The sequence below is a fragment of the Variovorax sp. F042 genome (assembly GCF_057814215.1).
Genome location: NZ_JBVASX010000002.1, coordinates 525,918 through 546,917 on the forward strand (window position 1 = coordinate 525,918; position 21,000 = coordinate 546,917).

A 21,000-nucleotide genomic window follows, 5' to 3' on the forward strand; every position below is an offset into this window, starting at 1 on the left:
CTGAAAGGCGTTTTTGCAAATTGCCTTTCAGCACGTAACCTGAATTACGAAAGCCCTGCGGCGAATTACTCCGCTGCGCGTGCCGGCACCAGGATTTCTCGCTGGCCGCTGCCGCTCATGGCGCTGACGAGGCCGGCCTTCTCCATGTCTTCGACAAGGCGCGCGGCGCGGTTGTAGCCGATCTTCAGGTGGCGCTGCACCAGCGAGATGCTGGCCTTGCGGTTCTTGAGCACGACCTCGACCGCCTGGTCGTACATCGGGTCTTTTTCGCCATCGCTGCCACCCAGCAGGTCGCCTTCACCATCGCCATCGACCGTCCCGCCTTCGAGCACGCCCTCGATGTAGTCGGGCTCGCCCTGGCTCTTGAGGTAGGCCACCACGCGGTGTACTTCCTCGTCGCTCACGAAGGCGCCGTGCACGCGGATCGGCAGGCCCGTGCCGCTGGGCATGTAGAGCATGTCGCCCATGCCGAGCAGCGCTTCGGCGCCCATCTGGTCGAGGATGGTGCGGCTGTCGATCTTGCTCGACACCTGGAAGGCGATGCGGGTAGGGATGTTGGCCTTGATGAGGCCGGTGATCACGTCGACGCTCGGGCGCTGCGTGGCAAGAATGAGGTGGATGCCGGCGGCTCGCGCCTTCTGCGCGAGGCGGGCGATCAGCTCTTCGATCTTCTTGCCGACCACCATCATCAAGTCGGCCAGCTCGTCGATCACGACGACGATGTGCGGCTCGCGCTTGAGCGGCTCCGGATCGTCGGGCGTGAGGCTGAAGGGGTTGTAGATGAACTCCTCGCGCGCCTTGGCTTCGTCGATCTTGGTGTTGTAGCCGGCCAGGTTGCGCACGCCGAGCTTGCTCATGAGCTTGTAGCGGCGCTCCATCTCGGCCACGCACCAGTTCAGGCCATGGGCCGCCTGTCGCATGTCGGTGACCACGGGCGCCAGCAGGTGCGGGATGCCTTCGTAGACCGACATTTCGAGCATCTTCGGGTCGATCATGAGCAGGCGAACGTCGCGTGCCTCGGCCTTGTAGAGCAGCGAAAGAATCATCGCGTTGATACCGACCGACTTGCCCGACCCGGTGGTACCGGCCACCAGCACGTGCGGCATCTTCGCGAGGTCGGCCACCACAGGGTTGCCGATGATGTCCTTGCCGAGGCCCATGGTGAGCATCGACTTGCCTTCGTTGTAGATCTGCGAGCCCAGGATTTCGCTGAGCTTGATCGACTGGCGCTTGGCGTTCGGCAGTTCGAGCGCCATGTAGTTCTTGCCCGGAATGGTTTCGACCACGCGGATCGACACCAGCGAAAGCGAACGCGCCAGGTCCTTGGCCAAGCCAAGAATCTGCGAACCCTTGACGCCGGTGGCGGGCTCGATTTCGTAGCGGGTGATCACCGGGCCGGGCGAGGCCAGTACCACGCGCACCTCGACGCCGAAGTCCTTGAGCTTCTTCTCGATCATGCGCGAGGTCATCTCGAGCGTGTCGGCCGACACCGTTTCCTGGCGCGTCTGCGCGGCATCGAGCAGGTCGACCTGAGGCAGCTTGCTGTCGGGCAGTTCCTTGAAGAGCGGCTTCTGGCGCTCCTTGACGACGCGATCGCTCCTGGGCACCTCGGTCATCGCGGGCTCGATCTGCACCGGCGGCGAAGGGGGGCGGCGCTTGGGGCGCGGCTCGATGCGGATTTCTTCTTCGTCGTCGTCGAAGGCGCCGGACGACGGTGCCAGCGAGGGCTCAGAGCGCCCCTGATCGCCACCGCGCGTGAATGCCGGTTCGTCAGCCTCGGCACGCTCGCGGGCGGCCTGCTTGCCCATGGCGATGTCGGCGGCCAGTTCGCGCTTCTCGCGACGCGACTCGAACAGCGAGTAGGCGCGCGCACCGATGCGCTCGGCGATCAGGCTCCAGGAGAAGCGGAACACCAGCGCCGAGCCGATCACGCCGCCTGCGATAGCCACCAGCGCCGAACCAGTGAAGCCCATCCAGCGCACGCTGGCCGGACCCACGAGGTAGCCCAGTGCGCCACCACCAGAGCCCGGCAGGTGGGCTTCAAGCCGGTACAGGCGCGACCATTCGAGCACGGTGCTCGCACACAGCAGCAGGATGAGGCCGAACCAGAAGGCGAGACGGCTGCGGTTGAAGCGACCGCGCGGCGCCGGTTGTTCGCCGGACGACGGTTCGCCGCCGCGCAGCCAGTTGGCCAGCGACGACAACCAGGCGCGCAACCCGGCGAATAGGCACCACCAGACGGAATAGCCTGCAACGTAGTAGCTGCCATCGGCCAGCCAGGCGCCAATGCGGCCGCCCCAGTTCTTGATTTCGCCCCCGGTGCCCGAAGTCGACCAGGCGGCATCGGAAGGCGTGAAGCTCAGCATTGCGAGCAGCCAGAACAACAGCGCTGCGAATCCTGCGATCAGCGTGATTTCGTGAGCGAAGCGCATCGCGCGCATGCGCACGGGTTGCCCCTCGGCAGCAGAAGAAGATTGAAGCGTATTGAGCGAATAGGTCATGAAAAACACGGCACCCGGCCCGGGAAATCAGGGGCCGGAGGCACGAACACTACAACAAAAGGCCGGGACCGCCGGTAACGGCGGGCCCGGCCCCGGAGGCTCAAGCCAGTGACAGGAGCCGTTCCTTGACGATCATCGATCCGTCATCCATGGTCTGCACGAAACCGCGCTCTTCGAGATCCTTCATCACGCGGCTCACCATTTCGCGCGAGGCACCGACCATCTTGGCCAAGTCCTGGCGGGAGATCTTGTCGCGCACCTTGAGATTGCCAGCGCCGTCGTCGATGGCGAATTCGAGCAGCGAGCGGGCCACGCGTCCGTAGACATCCATCAACGCCAGCGACTCGATCTTGCGGTCGGCATGGCGCAGGCGCTGCACCAGGCCGCGCATGATGTTGTAGGCCATCGAGGAGTTCTCGGGCAGGCAACGCGCGAAGGCGTCGCGGCCCAGCATGAGCACATCGCACTGGATTTCGGTGCGCACGGTGGCCGAGTGCGGCTCGTCGTCGATCAGGCTCATCTCGCCCAGGTAGTCGCCGGGATGCAGCGTGGCAAGGATGACCTCGCGCCCACGGCTGTCGGCGCTGGTGACGCGTGCGCGCCCGGTCAGGATGATGTACAGCGCATCGGACTTCTTGCCCTGCTCCACGACGACTTCTGCGCGCTTGAAGCGCTTCTTGATGATCGCGTCCGCGATGCTGGCGGACTGCGTGGCCGTCAGCGACGCGAACAAAGGAACGCGCCGAAGCAATTCGAGGTTGGACAGCATCGACATTTATCAATCCCTGAGACAGCGCACGGAGCGACCCAGAGGGCAAGCCAATGGATTACTACAATCGCGCGCATTGAAAACACCGTTCACCCGGTGTTGAACCGGGCAGTGATACTCCATATATATCGCTACCACCCTGAAAATGTACACGCTGACGCAGCGCATATCCTAGGTTTTCTACCCATGTCCGCTTCCCAACACGCCAAGGTTTTGATTCTCGGCTCCGGTCCGGCCGGCTATACCGCCGCCGTCTACGCAGCCCGCGCAAACCTTCAGCCCCTGCTCATCACTGGCATCGCCCAGGGCGGGCAATTGATGACCACGACCGAGGTCGATAACTGGCCGGCCGACGTTCATGGCGTGCAGGGCCCCGACCTGATGCAGCGCTTCCTGGAGCACGCCGAACGCTTCAAGACGCAGATCGTGTTCGACCACATCAACAAGGTCGACCTGAGCAAGCGCCCCTTCACCCTCACCGGCGACAGCGGCACCTACACCTGCGACTCGCTGATCATCGCCACGGGCGCTTCCGCGAAGTATCTGGGCCTCGATTCGGAACAAAAGTTCATGGGCCGCGGCGTCTCCGCATGCGCGACTTGCGACGGCTTCTTCTACCGCGAGCAGGAGGTCTGCGTGATCGGCGGCGGCAACACGGCCGTCGAAGAAGCACTCTATCTCGCCAACATCGCGAACAAGGTGACGCTGGTCCATCGCCGCGACAAGTTCCGCGCCGAACCCATCCTGATCGACAAGGTCAAGGAGAAGGTCGCCGAAGGCAAGATCGTGCTGAAGCTGCACAACGAACTCGACCAGGTGCTGGGCGACGACTCGGGCGTGACGGGCATCCGGATCAAGAACACGCAAACCGGCGCTACCGAGCAGATCGACCTCAAGGGCTGCTTCATCGCCATCGGACATCACCCCAACACCGACATCTTCCAGGGCCAACTGGAGATGAAGGACAACTACATCCTGACCCGCTCGGGCCTGCAGGGTTTTGCCACGATGACCAGCATTCCGGGCGTCTTTGCCGCCGGCGACGTGCAGGACAACGTATACCGCCAGGCCATCACGAGCGCTGGTACCGGCTGCATGGCGGCACTCGACGCCCAGCGCTTCCTGGAGCAGGACGGCACCCTGTAGCCAATGCGGCCCCCAAAAGGGCTATAATCCGAGGCTTTGCCGAAACAGGGCTCTCACACGAGCCGCGGCAAAGTCGGGGTACCGCCACCCGTTTCTGGCGAGGTCAAGCTGCAAAACACCCTGCAATCGCCCTGATTGCGCCGGTGCCAGCTGTTCAAGAAAGAGTGTCCTCATGGCACGCGTATGCGACGTAACGGGCAAAGGCCCGATGGTCGGAAACAACGTTTCCCACGCCAACAACAAAACCAAGCGCCGGTTCCTGCCGAACCTGCAATACCGCCGTTTCTGGGTCGAGACTGAAAACCGCTGGGTTCGCCTGCGTGTTTCGAGCGCTGCACTGCGCCTGATCGACAAGAACGGCATCGACGCCGTGCTCGCAGACCTGCGCGCACGCGGCCAAGCTTAAGGAGCTGAAACATGGCAACGAGCAAAGGCGGACGCGAAAAGATCAAGCTGGAATCCACCGCGGGTACCGGCCACTTCTACACGACCAGCAAGAACAAGAAGACGATGCCTGAAAAGATGTCGATCATGAAGTTCGACCCGAAGGCGCGCAAGCACGTCGAATACAAGGAAATCAAGCTGAAGTAATTCGGCTCCGGTTTTCCCAATAAAAACCCGCTACTAACCCAGCGGGTTTTTTGTTGCCCGTCGATTTGCAATGCAAGAACGGCGGACATAAAAAAGCCGACCCTGGGGTCGGCTTTTTCATTGAGCGCGGAACCGTCAGGCGCGGGCAGCGCGCAGGCGGGTCGAGAAGTCGCGCAGGCCGGCAATGCCGCTGGCTTCCGCCCGATGGCACCAGGCCGCCAGATCGGCCGCCAGCTGCTCGCGCGATTGCGAGGTGTTCAGCCACAGCTGACGCAGCTCTTCGCGCATCGTGACCATCTTGTCGAGCACCGGGTGGGCAGCGCGGGCCTGCACGACATGCGAGCGAGCCGAAGCAGGCACCTTGTCGTCGTCGCGGTGCAGCCAGCGCTTGGCGGCCTTGAGCACCGACAGGTCGGCACCCTTGGTCTTCAACGCATCCAGCTCCTGGCTGGTGGCACGGCGCATTTCGCGCGCATAGCCGGCCATGACTTCATAGCGGTTGGCGATGACGGCCTCGAGCGTCTTCTCGTTGGCCACGGGCTGGATGTCGCCCATCAACATCTTCGGCGGCACCTTCTTGACCTTGGCCCAGCCGAGCTTCTGGAGCGCCTGGATGTAGATCCAGCCGATGTCGAACTCGTACTTCTTGACCGAGAACTTGGCCGAAGTCGGGTAGGTGTGATGGTTGTTGTGCAGCTCTTCGCCGCCGATGATCAGGCCCCAGGGCATGATGTTGCGGCTGGCGTCGGGCGCCTCGAAGTTGCGATAGCCCCAGTAGTGACCAATGCCGTTGATGACGCCGGCAGCGGTGATGGGAATCCAGAGCATCTGCACAGCCCACACGGCCATGCCGAGCGTGCCGAACAGCGCCAGGTTGATCACCAGCATCAGGCCCACGCCTTGCCAGCTGTAGCGCGAATACAGGTTGCGCTCGATCCAGTCATCGGGCGTGCCGTGACCGTAGCGCTCCATCGTTTCCTTGTTCTTCGACTCGGCGCGATACAGCTCGGCGCCGCGCCAGAGCACTTCGTCGATGCCCTTGACCTGCGGGCTGTGCGGATCGTCCTGCGTTTCGCACTTGGCGTGGTGCTTGCGGTGAATGGCGACCCATTCCTTCGTCACCATGCCGGTGCCGAGCCACAGCCAGAAGCGGAAGAAATGCGACGGGATCGGGCCCAGATCCATGGCCCGGTGCGTTTGCGTGCGGTGCAGGAAGATCGTGACCGCGGCAATCGTGATGTGCGTGGTGACGAGCGTGTACAGCACGACTTGCCACCATGCGATGTCCCACAGGCCGTGTCCGAGCCATTGGATGGCCGCGTTCAAAACGGCGGAGTCAGGAAGCAACATTGAGTCAGGTACTCCATGGCCACACGAAGGTGCAGCCTTCAGATAACCCGCGATTTTAAAGCGGCAGGCCTAAAACAAAGCCTTTAAACCTTCAAGAAAAGCGCAGATTAACCCTAGTTTGGAGTCCCGCCCCTATTTGCGGTTCCACACCGCGGCAAAGAAACCGTCGGTCGAATGGCGGTGCGGCCACAGGCGCAGGTAGCGCTTTGCGCCCTCCCCGCCGGCGCAAAGCGCCTCGAAACCCTCGATTTTCAGGCCCTGCAGCAATTCCGCCACATCCACGGGCACGAAATCGGGATTGGCGGCGCTGAAAGCCTCCGCAATCGCCTCGTTTTCCTCCGGCAGCACGCTGCAGGTGGCGTAAACCAGACGGCCGCCCGATTTCACGAGCCGCGCCGCGCTTTGCAGGATGGCGGTCTGCTTGACCGTCAATTCCTCGACCGACTTGACCGATTGGCGCCATTTCAGGTCGGGATTGCGTCGCAGCGTGCCCAACCCCGAGCAGGGCGCATCGACCAGCACGCGGTCGATCTTGCCCGCCAGGCGCTTGATACGGTCGTCGCGCTCATGGGCAATGGCAGCCGGATGAACGTTCGAGAGCTTGCTGCGCGCCAGTCGCGGCTTGAGCGCGTCGAGCCGGTGCGCCGACGTGTCGAAGGCATACAGCCGGCCGGTGTTGCGCATCGTCGCGCCAATGGCCAGCGTCTTGCCGCCCGCGCCAGCGCAAAAATCGACCACCATCTCGCCGCGCTTGGCATCCAGCAGCAGCGCCAGCAACTGCGAGCCCTCGTCCTGCACCTCGATGGCGCCACGGACAAAGGCATCCAGCTTGGTCAGCGCCGGCTTGCCGTCGATGCGCAAGCCCCAGGGCGAGAACGGTGTCGCTTCCGATTTGATAGCAGCTTTCGCAAGCTCAGCCTTCACATCCGCGCGCTTGTCGGTCAGCGCGTTGACGCGCAGATCGAGCGGCGCAGGCTGTTGCAGGGCTTCGACCAGCGGCCAGAAACCATCGCCCAGTTGCGCCTTCAGCGGGGCCACCAGCCACTCGGGCAGGTTGTGGCGATGACGCTCCAGCAGATCGTCCGGCTTGACGGCGTCGCAGTTGTCGAGCCAGCGCTTCTCGGTGTCGTTGAGAGCGCCCTTCAAAAAGTCGCGCGGGCCGTGAAAGCCCAGGATCGCCATGCGGCGCTCCTTCGAGCCACTGCCCGAGGGCGAGAGGTGGTCGAACAGCAGCTTCTTGCGAAGCACGGTGTAGACGGTTTCGGCAAGCGTCGCGCGCTCGCGCGGACCGAACTCGCGGTGGTCGCGGAAGAACCGCGAAACGACCTGGTCGGCCGGGTGATCGAATTTCAGGACAAGGCCGACCAGATCGGCGGTGGCCTCCAACAGGGCTTTGGGGTGCATCCCCCGATTGTCTCAGCCGCCGCCCTGCCTGCCCCGAAGGGCTATGCGCCGCGCGTCCAGACCGCCCCGAAGGCTTCCCGTTCGATGTCTTCCAGCTTGGGCGAATGACCGGCCCACAGCACCAGCGCAGCGCCTGGCAGCGTGAGGGTCTGCTCCAGCTGACGGCACAGGTTCCAGCGGTCTTCGTCGTCGAGCCCCGGCAGTTCGACGAACACGATGTAGGCACGGCGCCACGGGAATTCGCGCAAGTTCTTGCGCACCAGCCAGGCCCGCGAGGCGGGCAGGCAACGCACGAGGTCAGCCCGCAGTTCGCCCAGCTCGTAGTCGTTGAGGTCGTGCCGCGAGATCTGGCTGAAAAACGGCGTGCCGGTGATCTCTTCCCAGGCGCGCTCCTCGGCCTCTTCTGCTTCCTTGAGGCGGCCGCGCCACAACTTCAGCGCCTCTTCATCGTGCGGGCCCGCGTCTGGATCTTCGAGCGAGGCCACGGCGCTCCTGGCCGCCCACCACCGGCTGGCCGCGCCGGAGCCATGCAAGCGCTCGAGCACGGCAAGGCGCGCCTCGCGATCGCTCGCGGGCAGCATCTGGGCCAGTCCCCGCAGCGCGCCGGGATGCTCCGGCGCGATCTGCAGGGCGCTCTCGTAGCGCAAGCGCACAGGAGCTGCCGGGTCAAGCCGCCGCTCGGAATCGGCCCATTCGACCATCTCGTCCGGCGTGTTGCGCTCGCCTCGCGCGGCCAGCACCGCGATGCGCTCGCGGATGCGCGCCCGGTGCGCGTGGTGCTGCTTCCAGTCGGCGGCATGGGCGCGGCGCCACTGGCTGTCGAAATACTCGATCCACTTCTTGCGGTCGGCCAGCAATTCGAGCGCCGGACGCATCGACCACTCGGGCATGGCCGCCTTCTGGCCGAGCGCCTCCAGGCGGTCCCGCAAGACCGGGTGGGTGTCCTCCAGGTCGCTGACGCGGCGCATCGCCTCGCGCAATGCCTGGCGCGCGAAGTCGTCGCCGGGCGGCGTGCGCACGCGCTTGCGCAGGGCCGCGAACGGGCCCGGCGGCTGCGGCTCGTGCTCGGCGCGGGCCCAGTGCCACGGCCAGAATTCGTTGGCGTACCAATTGCCCTTGATCGCGATCTCGGTCAGCGCGGCCGCCGCCACGGAACTGCCCAGCAGCCGGCCCGAGATGCGGTCGGCCTCGTACTCGTCCTGGCGGGCCAGCGCGAAAGTCTTGGCCGCAAAGCGCGGGAAGTACCAGCGGAAGAAGGCCTGCGAGAACAGCGCCATCACGCCTTCGTTGCGCTGCAGGTTGGCGTCGAGCTTGAGCCACGACAGCCGGGTGCGGTAGATCCACGCGCTCAGCTTGCCGTGGTTGCCGCGGAGGTGGCCGTACTCGTGCGCCAGCACCGACAGAAGCCGCCGCCGGTCGAGCATCATCAAGAGCGGCAGGCCGATGCTCAGCGAGTTGACCGCGCCGCCGAACAACCCGAAGCGCGGCACCTGCCGGATGCTGGCGTTGAATTCGTCGTCGAGATAGACGTGGTGGACCGGCGGCCCCTTGATCTTGCTGCGAATGCGGTCCAGCGCCTCGAAGAGTGCCGGCGCGTCTTCCCGATGGAGCTCGATGCCCTCAGGCTCGTCGAAGCGCACCCAGAGCGCTCGCAACGTGGCCCAAAGCAGGCCCGCGGCGAACAGCAGCAGCCAGCCCCGTGTGAAGTTGAATCGCACCTCCCCGATCGAGGAGAGCACCCAGACGATGAGGCCCACCGAGAGCCCGAGGCAGCCCAGCACCCACAGGTAGCCGAGCGCGGCAAAGGCCGCGACGCTGCGTCGATAGCGCGCACTGTCGTCCGCACTGGCATGCTCGCTCAGTCGAACCAGGTGAACAAAATCAGCGCGATCCATCCGACTCCCGTCAAATCAAGCCCCGACAGTTTTTGAAGAAAGAAGCCCCGTTGAACGACGAAGACCTCCCTCCCCTGATCGAAACGCCCCTCGGCCGCTACCGCCACTACAAGGGCGGCGAATACGAAGTGCTCGGCACCGTGCGGCACAGCGAGACGCTGGAGCCGATGACGCTGTACCGCGCCCTGTATGGCGCCCACGGCCTCTGGGTCCGGCCAGCCGCCATGTTCGGCGAAACCGTCGAGATTGACGGCGTGCCCCGGCGAAGATTTATTCCGATCTAGCCAGCCAGGCTGCGCACGCCCGTCCTGACTCAAAAGATTGCTACCTTTTCAGTAGCAATCCACATTCCTTCAACCGCAGCGGACGTCCGTTACGCGGCCGCGGGCGTCGACATCGAGATTGAGCCGTCCGCCATTGAGTTCCATCGTGGCCGCATCGCCAGGCTTCAGCACTCGCACGATTCCGGCGCCCGAGCGCACGCGGGCGGCGGCTTCGAGCTGGGGCGTCAGCGGCTGGCCTACGGCAAAGCGGGCGCCATCTGCGTTGCATTGGTAGACCGGTTCAGGCGGCGGCGCAGGTGCCGGGGCGGGCGCGGGCGCCGGAGCGGCACAGCCCGCCATCAGGGCAGCGCCGGCAACGGCCAACAGCAACGATTTGGTTTTCACTTTCTGGACTCCCGAAAACCCGCGAATATAAACAACTTTAAGGTTTGTGACTCAATGTATCTGACAACCATCCGGCGATGGCACGCGGATACAACAGATGCTCCTGCGCCAGGACCCGCCCGGCCAGGGTGGCCGCGGTGTCATCGGGCAGCACCGGCACGACGGCCTGCGCCAGGATCGGCCCGTGGTCGAGTTCGGTGGTCACCTGGTGGACCGTCACGCCCGCCACCTTGCAGCCCGCCTCTATGGCGCGCTGGTGCGTGTGGAGCCCCGGGAACGCCGGCAGCAGCGAGGGATGGATGTTCACCAGCCGACCTGCATAGCGGCCGACGAAGCCCGGCGTCAGGATGCGCATGAACCCCGCCAGCACCACCAGCGCCGGCGCATAGCCGTCGATCACCTTCGCCAGCGCCTCGTCGAAGGCCTCGCGGGAGGCGAAATCCTTGTGCGGGACCACGGCGGTGTCGATGCCGTGGGCCTTGGCGATCGCCAGCCCGCCGGCCTCGGCCTTGTTGCTCACTACTGCGGCAATGCGAGTGCCGAAACGCTCGGCCCAGCGGTCGCGCTCGGCGGCGCGCACGATGGCCGCCATGTTGGAGCCGCCGCCGGAGATCAGGATCACGATGTTCTTCATGGGAGGTGGGATTATCCGTGGCGCGTGTCTTGTCGCCGCGCGGACACCGATTCACAGCACGACCGTGCTAAAACTCGCAGTTCCGGAGACACACCGCGTCTGCGGTGAACCGATCAACACAGCGAGGCACGCATGGATTTGAGCTTCACACCCGAAGAACAGAAGTTCCGCGAAGAGGTTCGCGCCTGGGTCAAAGAAAACCTCCCCAAGGAGATTTCGCACAAGGTGCACAACGCGCTCGAACTGACGCGCGACGATCTGCAAGGCTGGGCCAAGATCCTCGGCAAGAAGGGCTGGCTGGGCTACGGCTGGCCCACCGAGTTCGGCGGCCCGGGCTGGACCGCCGTCCAGCGCCATCTGTTCGAGGAAGAAACCGCCCTCGCCGGCGCACCGCGCATCGTCCCGTTCGGCCCCGTGATGGTCGCACCGGTGATCATGGCCTTCGGCAATGCCGAGCAGCAGAAGCGCTTCCTCCCCGGCATCGCCAGCGGCGAAGTCTGGTGGAGCCAGGGCTACAGCGAACCCGGTTCGGGCTCCGACCTGGCGTCTGTCAAGACAAAGGCCGAGCGCAAAGGCGACAAATACATCGTCAACGGCCAGAAGACCTGGACCACGCTCGGGCAGTACGGCGACTGGATGTTCAACCTCGTGCGCACCAGCAACGAAGGCAAGCCCCAGACCGGCATCAGCTTCCTGCTGCTCGACATGAAGTCGCCCGGCGTCACCGTGCGCCCGATCAAGCTGCTCGACGGCGGCCATGAAGTGAACGAAGTGTTCTTCGACAACGTCGAAGTGCCCGCCGAGAACCTGATCGGCGAAGAGAACAAGGGCTGGACCTACGCCAAGCACCTGCTCTCGCACGAACGCACCAACATCGCCGACGTGAACCGCGCCAAGCGCGAGCTCGAACGCTTGAAGCGCATCGCCAGGAGCGAAGGCGTCTACGAAGACCATCGCTTCCGCGACGAGATCGCCAAGCTCGAAGTCGACATCGTCGCGCTCGAGATGATGGTGCTGCGCGTGCTGTCCGCCGCCACCTCGGGCAAGAACTCGCTCGACGTGGCTGGCCTGCTCAAGATCCGCGGCAGCGAGATCCAGCAGCGCTACAGCGAACTGATGATGCTGGCCGGCGGCCCCTATTCGCTGCCGCTGATCCGCGAGGCGATGGAAGCCGGCTGGCAAGGCAACTTCCCGGGCGGCAACCCGGCGCTCGCGCCGCTGACGTCGACCTTCTTCAACATGCGCAAGACCACCATCTACGGCGGTTCGAACGAAGTGCAACGCAACATCGTCGCGCAGACGGTTCTGGGCTGAGGAGACACGCACATGGATTTCAATTTTTCCGACGACCAGGAACAACTGCGCGACGCCGTTCGCAAGTGGGTCGACAAGGGCTATGACTTCGAGCGCCGCCGCGGCATCGAGGCCAAGGGCGGCTTCTCTCGCGAGGCCTGGGACGAACTGGCCGAGCTCGGCCTGGGCGGCCTCTATATCAGCGAAGACGACGGCGGCCTGGGCATGGGCCCGGTGGCCGGCATGGTCGTCATGGAAGAGCTGGGCCGCGGCATCGTGCTGGAGCCCTTCGCGCAGACGCTGATCGCCGGTGCCGTGCTCAGCGGCTATGCCGCTGCCGACACCAAGGACAGCTGGCTGCCGCGCATCGCGGGCGGCCAGGTCATCGTGGTGCTGGCGTACCAGGAACGCAAGGCACGCTACCGCCTCGACGTGTGCGACGCCCACGCAGCAAAGACCGGCACCGGCTGGTCGCTGAACGGCGCCAAGAGCGTGGTGCCCGTGGGCGACGAAGCCGACGCTTATCTCGTGCCCGCCAAGGTCGACGGCAAGATCGCCCTCTTCCTGGTCGAGCGCAGCGCCAGCGGCGTCGAAGCCCGCGGCTACGGCACGCAGGACGGCGCCCGTGCCGCCGAAGTGGTGTTCGACAAGGCCGACGCCACGCTGGTCACACTCGACGGCCTGGCCGCACTCGAGTACGCCGTGGACGTCGGCATTGCCGCCACCTGCGCCGAAGCGGTCGGCGTGATGGACAAGACCGTGGCCGTCACCATCGACTACATGAACCAGCGCAAGCAGTTCGGCGTGACCATCTCCACCTTCCAGGCGCTGCGCCACCGCGTCGCCGACATGAAGATGCAGCTCGAACTCGCGCGCTCGATGAGCTACTACGCGACGCTCAAGCTCAACGCCCCGGCCGACGAGCGCCGCCAGGCGCTGGCCCGCGCCAAGTACCAGCTCGGCGTGTCGATGCGCTATGTGGCCGCCAACTCGGTGCAGCTGCACGGCGGTATCGGTGTGACCGACGAATACATCGGCAGCCACTACTTCCGCAAGCTCACGCAGATGGAAATGACCTTCGGCGACACGCTGCACCATCTGGGTGAAGTGTCGGCCCGCATGCAGGACACGGCTGGCGTCTTCGCCTGACGGACTTTTTCCCCTAGCATCCAACGCCCGCCCGCCTTCGCGCCGGCGGGCGTTTTCACTTGGAACCCAGAACTCCAGGAACCCAGGAACGAAACATGCAATCCCGCCGCACCCTTCTTCTTGCCATGGCCGTCACAGGGACAGCCGCCATCGCCATGCTGACCGCCTGCGCCACCTCCCCTACGCCTTCGTACACCGAGCGCCCACCCATCGTGTTCATGCACGGCAACGGCGACTCGGCCGCGCTCTGGCAGACGACGATATGGCGCTTCGAGTCGAACGGCTGGCCGCGCGACCGGCTCTTCACGGTCGACCAACCCAATCCGGTCGCGCGCGACGACGACGCCGTGGCCCAGCCCGGGCGCAGTTCGACCGGCGAGTCGGCGGTGTTCCTCAAGGCTGAAGTCGACAAGGTGCTGAAGGTGACGGGCGCCAGCAAGGTCGTGCTGATCGGCAACTCGCGCGGCGGCAACACCATCCGGAACTACGTGCAGAACGGCGGCGGCGCAGCAGTCGTGAGCCACGTTGTGCTGGGCGGCAATCCGGCGCACGGCATCTGGGCGGTGAAGGGCTTCCGCGAGAACAACGAGTTCTCGGGGCTGTCAGGTTTCATGCAGCAGCTCAATGCGCCGAAAGGAGCGAACGGCGAAGAAGTCACGCCGGGCGTTAAATGGATGACCCTGCGTTCGGACAACAACGACAAATACGCGCAGCCCGACGGCGTGTGGATCGGCACGCCCGGCAAGCCGACGAACATCGGCTTCGACGGGCCGGCGCTCAAGGGTGCGACCAACATCGTGCTGCCGCGCGTCGACCACCGCGAGACTTCGTTCTCGCCCGCCGCATTCGCTGCGACGTGGCAATTCCTGACCGGGCAGGCGCCGCGCAGCACGGACGTCGCGGCGGAGACGGATGTGGTGCTCAACGGCCGTGCGATCGGCGCGGAAAACCTTTCGCTGAACGGCGCGAAGGTGACCGTCTATGCCGTCGACCCTGCCACCGGCGCGCGGCTCGGCGAAGCCGTCTTCACCAAGTCCGTCGGCGCCGACGGCCGCTGGGGGCCCTTCAAGGCGCGCGGCGACGCGGCCTACGAGTTCGTCCTGGCAACTCCCAGCTACGGCACCACGCATATCTACCGCAGCCCGTTCCCGCGCAGCAGCAGCGTCGTGAACCTGCGGCCGGAGCGCGCCATACCCGCCGACAACGGGGCCAGTGCCGTCGTCGTGTTCACGCGCCCACGCGGCTACTTCGACGCACAGCGCGACACCATGCGCTTCGATGGCAAGAGCCCGCCGGCCGGCGTGCCGCCGAAGGGGTCGGGCGTGTCGACATCGCGGCTGCGCATCGAGGGCGGCGGCGCCCCGCGCGCCGTGAGCGGCGAATTCAACGGCGAGCGCATCACGGGCCTCACCTGGCCGGCCGCGAGCGAACACACGACCGTGCTCGAGCTGACCTACTGAGGCACAGGCGGCCATGACCGACACGGACACCCCCTTCGTCCTGCAGGCGCGCGACGAGCGCGGCGTGGTCACACTGACGCTGAACCGGCCGGCCTCGTTCAACGCGCTCTCGGAAGGCATGCTGGGCGCGCTCGAACAGGCGCTCGGCGAGATCGCGGCCGACGAGACCGTGCGCGCCGTCGTCATCGCTGCGGCGGGCAAGGCTTTCTGCGCCGGCCATGACCTGAAGGAAATGCGCGCCGAGCCCTCGCTCGACTACTACCAGCAGCTGTTCGAACGCTGCGGCGCGATGATGCTGTCGATCCAGAAGCTGCCAGTGCCGGTGATCGCGCGCGTGCACGGCATCGCGACGGCGGCAGGCTGCCAGCTGGTCGCGGTCTGCGACCTGGCTGTGGCCTCGAGCGAGGCGCGCTTTGCGGTCAGCGGCGTGAACGTGGGGCTGTTCTGCGCCACGCCGAGCGTCACGCTCTCGCGCAATCTCGGCCGCAAGGAAGCCTTCGAGATGCTGGTGACGGGTGAATTCATCAGCGCACAGGAAGCGCGCGAGAAGGGGCTGGTCAACCGGGTGGCGCCGCCCGAAGAACTCGACGCGGCCGTCGAGACGCTGGTAGCCAGCATCGTTGCCAAGCCCCGCCAGGCGCTCGCTTTGGGCAAAGCCCTGTTCTACCGCCAACTGGAAACCGGCATCGAGGCCGCGCTGGCCGACGCCAGCCAGACCATGGCCTGCAACATGATGGACGAGAGCGCGCTGGAAGGCGTTCAGGCCTTCATCGAGAAGCGCCCGCCTGACTGGAGGCGCTGAGAAGCTAGGTGTCGTGCAGCCGCGAGCTTTGCGGCAGATGCGCCATCAGGAATTCCATCTGGTCGGCCAGGATGCGCCTGTTTCGCAGAATGAAATCTTCCCAGAGGCTGGGCACGTAGGGCGCGTACAGCAGCGGCATGTTCGCCTGTTCGGGCGTGCGGCTGCTCTTGCGGTGGTTGCACGGCTTGCAGGCCGTGACCACGTTCATCCAGGTGTCGATGCCCTTCTGGGCGAACGGAATGATGTGCTCGCGCGTGAGCTCGTCTTCGTGGAAATGCCCGCCGCAGTACGCGCAGATGTTGCGGTCGCGCGAAAACAACTTGCTGTTGGTGAGCCCGGGCCGCTGCGCGAAGGGGTTGATGCGTGGCACGCCCTTGGTGCCGATGATGCTGTTGATCGCAATCTGCGACTGCTCGCCCGTGATCGCGTTGTGGCCGCCACGGAACACCGCCACCTGCGCGCCCACTTCCCAGCGAACTTCGTCCGCCGCATAGTGGATCACCGCCTGTTCCAGCGAAATCCATGACTGGGGCAGCCCTTGGGCCGACAGCTTCAAGACCTTCACACACGCCTCCTCGAAAAGTGAGAGAACACGGAAAGACCAGGGACACGGAGCGCATTGAAGACCGACGCCAATCAACGCACTACGTCACAATATACCGGCTTTGTGACAAATCGGCCTGATTCGCCCATTTGACGGGCGAAAGGCGCTATCAAAAAGATACTCACCAATGCAGGTTTTTCGCGGCTTCCGGCACCCGGGCGTAGCTCCTGCCTGCGCCCTCACCATTGGCAATTTCGACGGCGTGCACCGTGGCCACCAGGCCATGCTCGCGCTCTTGCAGACCGAGGCCCGCCAGCGCGGGCTGCCGAGTTGCGTGCTCACCTTCGAGCCCCACCCGCGCGACTATTTCGCCGCCATCACCAAGAAACCCGACCTGGCGCCGGCGCGCATCGGCACGCTGCGAGACAAGCTCAGCGAACTGGCTGCCTGCGGCGTGGCGCAGACCATCGTGCTGCCGTTCGACGGCAGGCTGGCCTCCCGGTCGCCCGAGGAATTCATCCAGGAGGTGCTGATCGACGGCCTGGGCGCGCGCTACGTGCTGGTGGGCGACGACTTCCGCTTCGGCGCCAAGCGGGCCGGCGACTACGCCATGCTCGACGCAGCCGGCGATGCACGCGGCTTCGACGTGGCGCGCATGAACAGCTACGAAGTGCACGGCCTGCGGGTTTCGAGTTCCGCCGTGCGCGAAGCGCTGGCCGAAGGCCGCATGGCCGACGCCCAGACACTGCTCGGGCGGCCGTACACCATCTCCGGCCACGTGGTCCATGGCCGCAAGCTCGGCCGGGCGCTGGGCGCCTCGGCACCGGGCAAGGACGACGGTTTTCGCACCCTCAACCTGCGCTTCAAGCACTGGAAGCCGGCCGCCAGCGGCATCTTCGCGGTGCTGGTGCACGGCCTGGCTGACCAGCCGCTGCCGGGCGTAGCGAACCTCGGCGTGCGCCCCTCGCTGGACGCCAACGACGTCAACGCCGGGCGTGTTTTGCTGGAGACGCATTGCCTGGAGTGGCCCTCCCATCTGGGCGCCGAAGGGGCCTACGGTAAAATCGTCCGCGTGGAACTTCTGCACAAACTGCACGACGAATTGCGCTACACCAGCCTCGAGGCCCTCACTGCGGGCATCGCGAAGGATGGCCGCGACGCGCGCGCGTTCTTTGCATCGACCCACGCCGAAACCCACCGCCAGACCACGCGCGACCGAATTTAGCCCTGCACGCACCGTGCTGCCGCCCTTCGACAAGCTCAGGGCGAACGGCTTTACCTTCCGCACCGACACGCTTCATGCAGTTCGGGCTGAGCCTGTCGAAGCCCCCTGTTTCGCACCCCAACATGTCTGACGCTGCTTCCCCCAAAGATTACCGTTCCACGCTGAACCTGCCCGACACCCCCTTCCCGATGCGCGGCGACCTGCCCAAGCGCGAACCGGGCTGGGTGAAGGAATGGAACGACGAAGGCCGCTACCACCGCCTGCGCGACGCTCGCCACGGCGCGCCCAAGTTCATCCTGCACGACGGCCCGCCGTACGCCAACGGCCAGATCCACATGGGCCACGCGGTGAACAAGATCCTGAAGGACATGATCACCAAGGCGCGCCAGCTCGAAGGCTACGACGCGCTCTACGTGCCCGGCTGGGACTGCCATGGCCTGCCGATCGAGAACGCCATCGAAAAGCAGTACGGCCGCAACCTGAGCCGTGACGAGATGCAGGCCAAGAGCCGCGCCTTCGCCACCGAGCAGATCGCCCAGCAGATGGTCGACTTCCAGCGCCTGGGCGTGCTGGGCGAGTGGGACCATCCTTACAAGACGATGGACTTCGCCAATGAAGCCGGCGAGCTGCGCGCGTTCAAGCGCGTGATCGAGCGTGGTTTTGTCTACCGCGGCCTGAAGCCGGTGTACTGGTGCTTCGACTGCGGCTCCTCGCTGGCCGAGTTCGAAATCGAATACGCCGACAAGAAGAGCCAGACCGTCGACGTGGCCTTCAAGGCGCACGAGCGCGAGAAGGTGCTCAAGGCCTTCGGCACCGACCACACGATCCTCGGCGACGTCTTCGCCGTGATCTGGACCACCACCGCGTGGACCATCCCGGCCAACCAGGCGATCAACCTGAACCCCGACCTCGAGTACTCGCTGGTCGACACCGAGCGCGGCCTGCTGATCCTTGCCAACTCGCTGGTCGAGATGTGCATGACGCGCTATGCGCTCGACGGCAAGGTGCTGGCCACGGTCAAGGGCGAGAAGCTCGGCGGCCTCGAATTCGAGCACCCGCTGTACGACGTGGATGCCGGCTACAAGCGCCTGTCGCCCGTGTACCTGGCCGACTACGCCACCGCCACCGACGGCACGGGCCTGGTGCACTCCTCGCCCGCCTACGGCGTGGACGACTTCAACTCCTGCATCGCCCACGGAGTGGCGTACGACGACATCCTGAACCCGGTGCAAGGCAACGGCAGCTACGCGGCCGACTTCCCGCTGTTCGGCGGCCAGAACATCTGGAAGGCCGTGCCGGAAATCATCGCCGCGCTGCGCGACGCCAACCGTGTGCTGACAAGCGAGACCATCACCCACAGCTACCCGCACTGCTGGCGCCACAAGACGCCGGTGATCTACCGCGCCGCGGCGCAGTGGTTCATCCGCATGGACGAAGGCGAAGGCGTGTTCACCAAGGACAAGGCGCCCAAGACGCTGCGCCAGACCGCGCTCGACGCCATCGAGCAGACCAGCTTCTATCCGGAGAACGGCAAGGCGCGCCTGCACGACATGATCGCCGGGCGTCCCGACTGGTGCATCAGCCGCCAGCGCAGCTGGGGCGTGCCGATCCCGTTCTTCCTGCACAAGGATTCGGGCGAGCTGCATCCGCGCACGATGGAAATCATCGACCAGGCCGCCGACATCGTCGAAAAGGGCGGCATCGAGGCCTGGAGCCGCGCCACGGTCGAAGAGATCCTCGGCGCCGAAGACGCACCGCACTACACCAAGAGCACCGACATCCTCGAGGTGTGGTTCGACTCGGGCTCGACCTTCTCCCACGTGCTGCGCGGCACGCACCCCACCGTGCACCACGACACAGGGCCTGAAGCCGACCTGTACCTCGAAGGCCACGACCAGCATCGCGGGTGGTTCCACTCGTCGCTGCTGATCGCCTGCGCGCTGGAAGACCGCGCGCCGTACCGGGGCCTGCTGACGCACGGCTTCACGGTCGATGCCAAGGGCATCAAGATGAGCAAGTCGCTCAAGAACGGCATCGATCCGCAGGAAATCAGCAACAAGCTGGGTTCGGAAATCATCCGCCTGTGGGTGGCCGCGAGCGACTATTCGGGCGACATCGCTGGCGACGACAAGATCCTGGCGCGCGTGGTCGATGCGTACCGCCGCATCCGCAACACGCTGCGCTTCCTGCTCGCGAACACGAGCGACTTCGACGCCACCAAAGATGCGGTGCCGCTCGACCAGCTGTTCGAGATCGACCGCTATGCGCTATCGCGCGCGGCGCAGTTCCAGGCCGAGATCCTCGCGCACTACAAGGTGTACGAGTTCCACCCGGTGGTGGCCAAGCTGCAGATCTACTGCTCGGAAGACCTGGGCGGCTTCTACCTCGACATCCTGAAGGACCGGCTCTACACGACGGCCCCGGGCTCGCTGGCTCGCCGCAGCGCTCAAACGGCGCTGTGGCACATCTCGCAAGCCATGCTGCGCTGGATGGCGCCGTTCCTGAGCTTCACGGCCGAGGAAGCCTGGAAGTTCGTGAGCACCGGCAAGCCGGGCGAATCGATCTTCGCGCAAACCTACAGCCAGTTCGCCGCGCCCGACGAAGCCCTGCTCGCCAAGTGGAGCCGCATCCGCGAGATCCGCGATGCGGTGAACAAGGACATCGAAGCGGTGCGTGCCGAAGGCAAGGTCGGCTCGTCGCTGCAGGCCAATCTGCAGCTGACCGCGCCTGCCGACGACTTCGCGCTGCTGGGCTCGCTGGGCGACGACCTGAAGTTCGTCTTCATCACCTCGGCCATCGCGCTGGCCGCCGGTGAAACGCTGTCGACGGTGGTAACGCCAAGCGCCGCGCAGAAGTGCGAGCGCTGCTGGCACTACCGCGACGACGTGGGCCACGATGCGGCACACCCGACGATCTGCGGGCGCTGCACGAGCAACCTGTTCGGCGCCGGCGAATCGCGGAGCGTTGCCTGATGGCCGCCACCCGCTCCATGTCTTCTGCATCGCGTTCGCGCGGCGGCAGCATCTGGCCGTGGCTCGGGCTGGCGGTGATCATCGTGATCATCGACCAGTTCACCAAGACGCTGATCCTGGGCTACTACAAGCTCGGCGACGCGACCTATGTGACGAGCTTCTTCAACGTCGTGCGCGCGCACAACACAGGGGCCGCCTTTTCATTCCTCGCGGATCACTCGGGATGGCAGCGCTGGCTGTTCACGATCATCGGCGTGGCGGCTGCGGTGTTCATCGTGTGGATGCTGAAGTCGCACGCGGGGCAGAAGCTGTTTTCGTTCGCCATGGCCTGCATCCTGGGCGGGGCCATCGGGAACGTGGTCGACCGGATGATGCACGGCTATGTCGTCGACTTTCTGAGTTTCCACGCGGGGAACTGGTACTTCCCGGCCTTCAATGCTGCGGATAGTGCGATCACGCTTGGGGCGATCTGTCTGATCCTGGATGAGATCCGGCGGGTTCGTCGGGGCAAGTAAGTTTTCTCAGGGGCCCGATGGGCCCCTTCTTCTTTGGGTCCGCCCACCCTCACAAAGGCCCCTCGGGTTTCTCCCGCTTTCT

At 65.2% G+C, this 21,000-nt stretch carries 19 protein-coding genes; 11 read left to right on the plus strand and 8 right to left on the minus strand.

The window, feature by feature from the left end; genetic code table 11:
* Nucleotides 1-65: 65 nt before the first annotated feature.
* Together ACZYSP_RS10950 and ACZYSP_RS10955 are read right to left on the minus strand one after the other, a co-directional pair.
* Nucleotides 66-2,501, minus strand: coding sequence for a DNA translocase FtsK (locus ACZYSP_RS10950; RefSeq protein WP_093048978.1), 2,436 nt, complete (start codon nt 2,499-2,501; stop codon nt 66-68).
* 100 nt (nt 2,502-2,601) lie between these two features.
* Entirely contained in the window at nt 2,602-3,276 is a 675-nt protein-coding gene (locus tag ACZYSP_RS10955) for a Crp/Fnr family transcriptional regulator (protein ID WP_093048975.1), read from the minus strand.
* A 180-nt stretch (nt 3,277-3,456) separates the two neighbouring features.
* On the opposite strand from ACZYSP_RS10955, the gene trxB reads away from it, so the two are divergent.
* The 3 genes from trxB (at nt 3,457) to rpmG (ending at nt 5,007) form a co-directional block, all read left to right on the plus strand.
* Nucleotides 3,457-4,416, plus strand: coding sequence for a thioredoxin-disulfide reductase (gene trxB / locus ACZYSP_RS10960; RefSeq protein ID WP_093075748.1), 960 nt, complete (start codon nt 3,457-3,459; stop codon nt 4,414-4,416).
* Between the two features lie 172 nt (nt 4,417-4,588).
* Nucleotides 4,589-4,822: a 50S ribosomal protein L28 gene (rpmB, locus tag ACZYSP_RS10965; RefSeq protein WP_007830293.1), complete on the plus strand. Its 234-nt coding sequence runs from the start codon at nt 4,589-4,591 to the stop codon at nt 4,820-4,822.
* Between the two features lie 11 nt (nt 4,823-4,833).
* Complete coding sequence (rpmG, locus tag ACZYSP_RS10970) at nt 4,834-5,007, plus strand: 50S ribosomal protein L33 (RefSeq protein WP_007830291.1); 174 nt, start codon at nt 4,834-4,836, stop codon at nt 5,005-5,007.
* A gap of 135 nt (nt 5,008-5,142) precedes the next feature.
* Here the strand turns inward: rpmG and ACZYSP_RS10975 are convergent, their stop codons facing one another.
* The 3 genes from ACZYSP_RS10975 to ACZYSP_RS10985 form a co-directional block, all read right to left on the minus strand.
* Nucleotides 5,143-6,357, minus strand: coding sequence for a DesA family fatty acid desaturase (locus ACZYSP_RS10975; protein WP_093048969.1), 1,215 nt, complete (start codon nt 6,355-6,357; stop codon nt 5,143-5,145).
* 132 nt (nt 6,358-6,489) lie between these two features.
* Complete coding sequence (locus tag ACZYSP_RS10980) at nt 6,490-7,761, minus strand: RsmB/NOP family class I SAM-dependent RNA methyltransferase (RefSeq protein WP_093048966.1); 1,272 nt, start codon at nt 7,759-7,761, stop codon at nt 6,490-6,492.
* Nucleotides 7,762-7,802: 41 nt separating this feature from the next.
* Nucleotides 7,803-9,656 (minus strand): M48 family metallopeptidase, encoded by a 1,854-nt coding sequence (locus ACZYSP_RS10985; RefSeq protein ID WP_093075750.1) that lies wholly within the window; start codon nt 9,654-9,656, stop codon nt 7,803-7,805.
* 50 nt (nt 9,657-9,706) lie between these two features.
* On the opposite strand from ACZYSP_RS10985, the gene ACZYSP_RS10990 reads away from it, so the two are divergent.
* The gene (locus ACZYSP_RS10990) at nt 9,707-9,940 is read left to right on the plus strand and encodes a DUF1653 domain-containing protein (RefSeq protein WP_093048960.1); all 234 of its coding nucleotides are present in this window, start codon (nt 9,707-9,709) and stop codon (nt 9,938-9,940) included.
* A 69-nt stretch (nt 9,941-10,009) separates the two neighbouring features.
* Here ACZYSP_RS10990 and ACZYSP_RS10995 read toward each other — a convergent pair whose 3' ends face one another.
* Both ACZYSP_RS10995 and purN read right to left on the minus strand, forming a co-directional pair.
* The gene (locus tag ACZYSP_RS10995; RefSeq protein ID WP_093048957.1) at nt 10,010-10,324 is read right to left on the minus strand and encodes an I78 family peptidase inhibitor; all 315 of its coding nucleotides are present in this window, start codon (nt 10,322-10,324) and stop codon (nt 10,010-10,012) included.
* 37 nt (nt 10,325-10,361) lie between these two features.
* Complete coding sequence (gene purN / locus ACZYSP_RS11000) at nt 10,362-10,958, minus strand: phosphoribosylglycinamide formyltransferase (RefSeq protein ID WP_093075751.1); 597 nt, start codon at nt 10,956-10,958, stop codon at nt 10,362-10,364.
* 132 nt (nt 10,959-11,090) lie between these two features.
* On the opposite strand from purN, the gene ACZYSP_RS11005 reads away from it, so the two are divergent.
* The 4 genes from ACZYSP_RS11005 to ACZYSP_RS11020 all read left to right on the plus strand — a co-directional run bounded on the left by ACZYSP_RS11005 (nt 11,091) and on the right by ACZYSP_RS11020 (nt 15,662).
* Nucleotides 11,091-12,272, plus strand: coding sequence for an acyl-CoA dehydrogenase family protein (locus tag ACZYSP_RS11005; RefSeq protein WP_093048951.1), 1,182 nt, complete (start codon nt 11,091-11,093; stop codon nt 12,270-12,272).
* A gap of 12 nt (nt 12,273-12,284) precedes the next feature.
* On the plus strand, nt 12,285-13,400 hold the full coding sequence (locus tag ACZYSP_RS11010) for an acyl-CoA dehydrogenase family protein (protein ID WP_093075753.1): 1,116 nt from the start codon (nt 12,285-12,287) through the stop codon (nt 13,398-13,400).
* 95 nt (nt 13,401-13,495) lie between these two features.
* Nucleotides 13,496-14,860: an alpha/beta fold hydrolase gene (locus ACZYSP_RS11015; protein ID WP_489014143.1), complete on the plus strand. Its 1,365-nt coding sequence runs from the start codon at nt 13,496-13,498 to the stop codon at nt 14,858-14,860.
* A gap of 13 nt (nt 14,861-14,873) precedes the next feature.
* Nucleotides 14,874-15,662 (plus strand): enoyl-CoA hydratase, encoded by a 789-nt coding sequence (locus ACZYSP_RS11020; protein WP_489014145.1) that lies wholly within the window; start codon nt 14,874-14,876, stop codon nt 15,660-15,662.
* A 4-nt stretch (nt 15,663-15,666) separates the two neighbouring features.
* Here ACZYSP_RS11020 and ACZYSP_RS11025 read toward each other — a convergent pair whose 3' ends face one another.
* A complete protein-coding gene (locus tag ACZYSP_RS11025; protein WP_093048940.1) occupies nt 15,667-16,227 on the minus strand; it encodes an HNH endonuclease in 561 nt (186 codons plus the stop codon).
* 166 nt (nt 16,228-16,393) lie between these two features.
* Between ACZYSP_RS11025 and ACZYSP_RS11030 the strand changes: the two genes are divergently transcribed.
* The 3 genes from ACZYSP_RS11030 to lspA all read left to right on the plus strand — a co-directional run bounded on the left by ACZYSP_RS11030 (nt 16,394) and on the right by lspA (nt 20,918).
* On the plus strand, nt 16,394-17,431 hold the full coding sequence (locus ACZYSP_RS11030) for a bifunctional riboflavin kinase/FAD synthetase (RefSeq protein ID WP_093048937.1): 1,038 nt from the start codon (nt 16,394-16,396) through the stop codon (nt 17,429-17,431).
* Nucleotides 17,432-17,553: 122 nt separating this feature from the next.
* Nucleotides 17,554-20,403 (plus strand): isoleucine--tRNA ligase, encoded by a 2,850-nt coding sequence (gene ileS, locus ACZYSP_RS11035; protein ID WP_093076069.1) that lies wholly within the window; start codon nt 17,554-17,556, stop codon nt 20,401-20,403.
* Nucleotides 20,403-20,918, plus strand: a complete 516-nt coding sequence (gene lspA, locus ACZYSP_RS11040) for a signal peptidase II (protein WP_093048934.1) — start codon at nt 20,403-20,405, stop codon at nt 20,916-20,918. The genes ileS and lspA overlap by 1 nt, the downstream gene beginning before the upstream one ends.
* Nucleotides 20,919-21,000 lie beyond the last annotated feature (82 nt).

What these genes read in the sequence shown, in the direction of transcription:
- ACZYSP_RS11030 (WP_093048937.1), top strand. Translation starts at nt 16,394, where the DNA reads ATGCAGGTTTTTCGCGGCTTCCGGCACCCGGGCGTAGCTCCTGCCTGC.
- rpmB (WP_007830293.1), top strand. Translation starts at nt 4,589, where the DNA reads ATGGCACGCGTATGCGACGTAACGGGCAAAGGCCCGATGGTCGGAAAC.
- ACZYSP_RS11015 (WP_489014143.1), top strand. Translation starts at nt 13,496, where the DNA reads ATGCAATCCCGCCGCACCCTTCTTCTTGCCATGGCCGTCACAGGGACA.
- ileS (WP_093076069.1), top strand. Translation starts at nt 17,554, where the DNA reads ATGTCTGACGCTGCTTCCCCCAAAGATTACCGTTCCACGCTGAACCTG.
- ACZYSP_RS10975 (WP_093048969.1), bottom strand. Translation starts at nt 6,357, where the DNA reads ATGTTGCTTCCTGACTCCGCCGTTTTGAACGCGGCCATCCAATGGCTC.
- ACZYSP_RS10980 (WP_093048966.1), bottom strand. Translation starts at nt 7,761, where the DNA reads ATGCACCCCAAAGCCCTGTTGGAGGCCACCGCCGATCTGGTCGGCCTT.
- ACZYSP_RS11010 (WP_093075753.1), top strand. Translation starts at nt 12,285, where the DNA reads ATGGATTTCAATTTTTCCGACGACCAGGAACAACTGCGCGACGCCGTT.
- lspA (WP_093048934.1), top strand. Translation starts at nt 20,403, where the DNA reads ATGGCCGCCACCCGCTCCATGTCTTCTGCATCGCGTTCGCGCGGCGGC.
- trxB (WP_093075748.1), top strand. Translation starts at nt 3,457, where the DNA reads ATGTCCGCTTCCCAACACGCCAAGGTTTTGATTCTCGGCTCCGGTCCG.
- ACZYSP_RS10955 (WP_093048975.1), bottom strand. Translation starts at nt 3,276, where the DNA reads ATGTCGATGCTGTCCAACCTCGAATTGCTTCGGCGCGTTCCTTTGTTC.
- ACZYSP_RS11005 (WP_093048951.1), top strand. Translation starts at nt 11,091, where the DNA reads ATGGATTTGAGCTTCACACCCGAAGAACAGAAGTTCCGCGAAGAGGTT.
- purN (WP_093075751.1), bottom strand. Translation starts at nt 10,958, where the DNA reads ATGAAGAACATCGTGATCCTGATCTCCGGCGGCGGCTCCAACATGGCG.
- rpmG (WP_007830291.1), top strand. Translation starts at nt 4,834, where the DNA reads ATGGCAACGAGCAAAGGCGGACGCGAAAAGATCAAGCTGGAATCCACC.
- ACZYSP_RS10985 (WP_093075750.1), bottom strand. Translation starts at nt 9,656, where the DNA reads ATGGATCGCGCTGATTTTGTTCACCTGGTTCGACTGAGCGAGCATGCC.
- ACZYSP_RS10950 (WP_093048978.1), bottom strand. Translation starts at nt 2,501, where the DNA reads ATGACCTATTCGCTCAATACGCTTCAATCTTCTTCTGCTGCCGAGGGG.
- ACZYSP_RS11020 (WP_489014145.1), top strand. Translation starts at nt 14,874, where the DNA reads ATGACCGACACGGACACCCCCTTCGTCCTGCAGGCGCGCGACGAGCGC.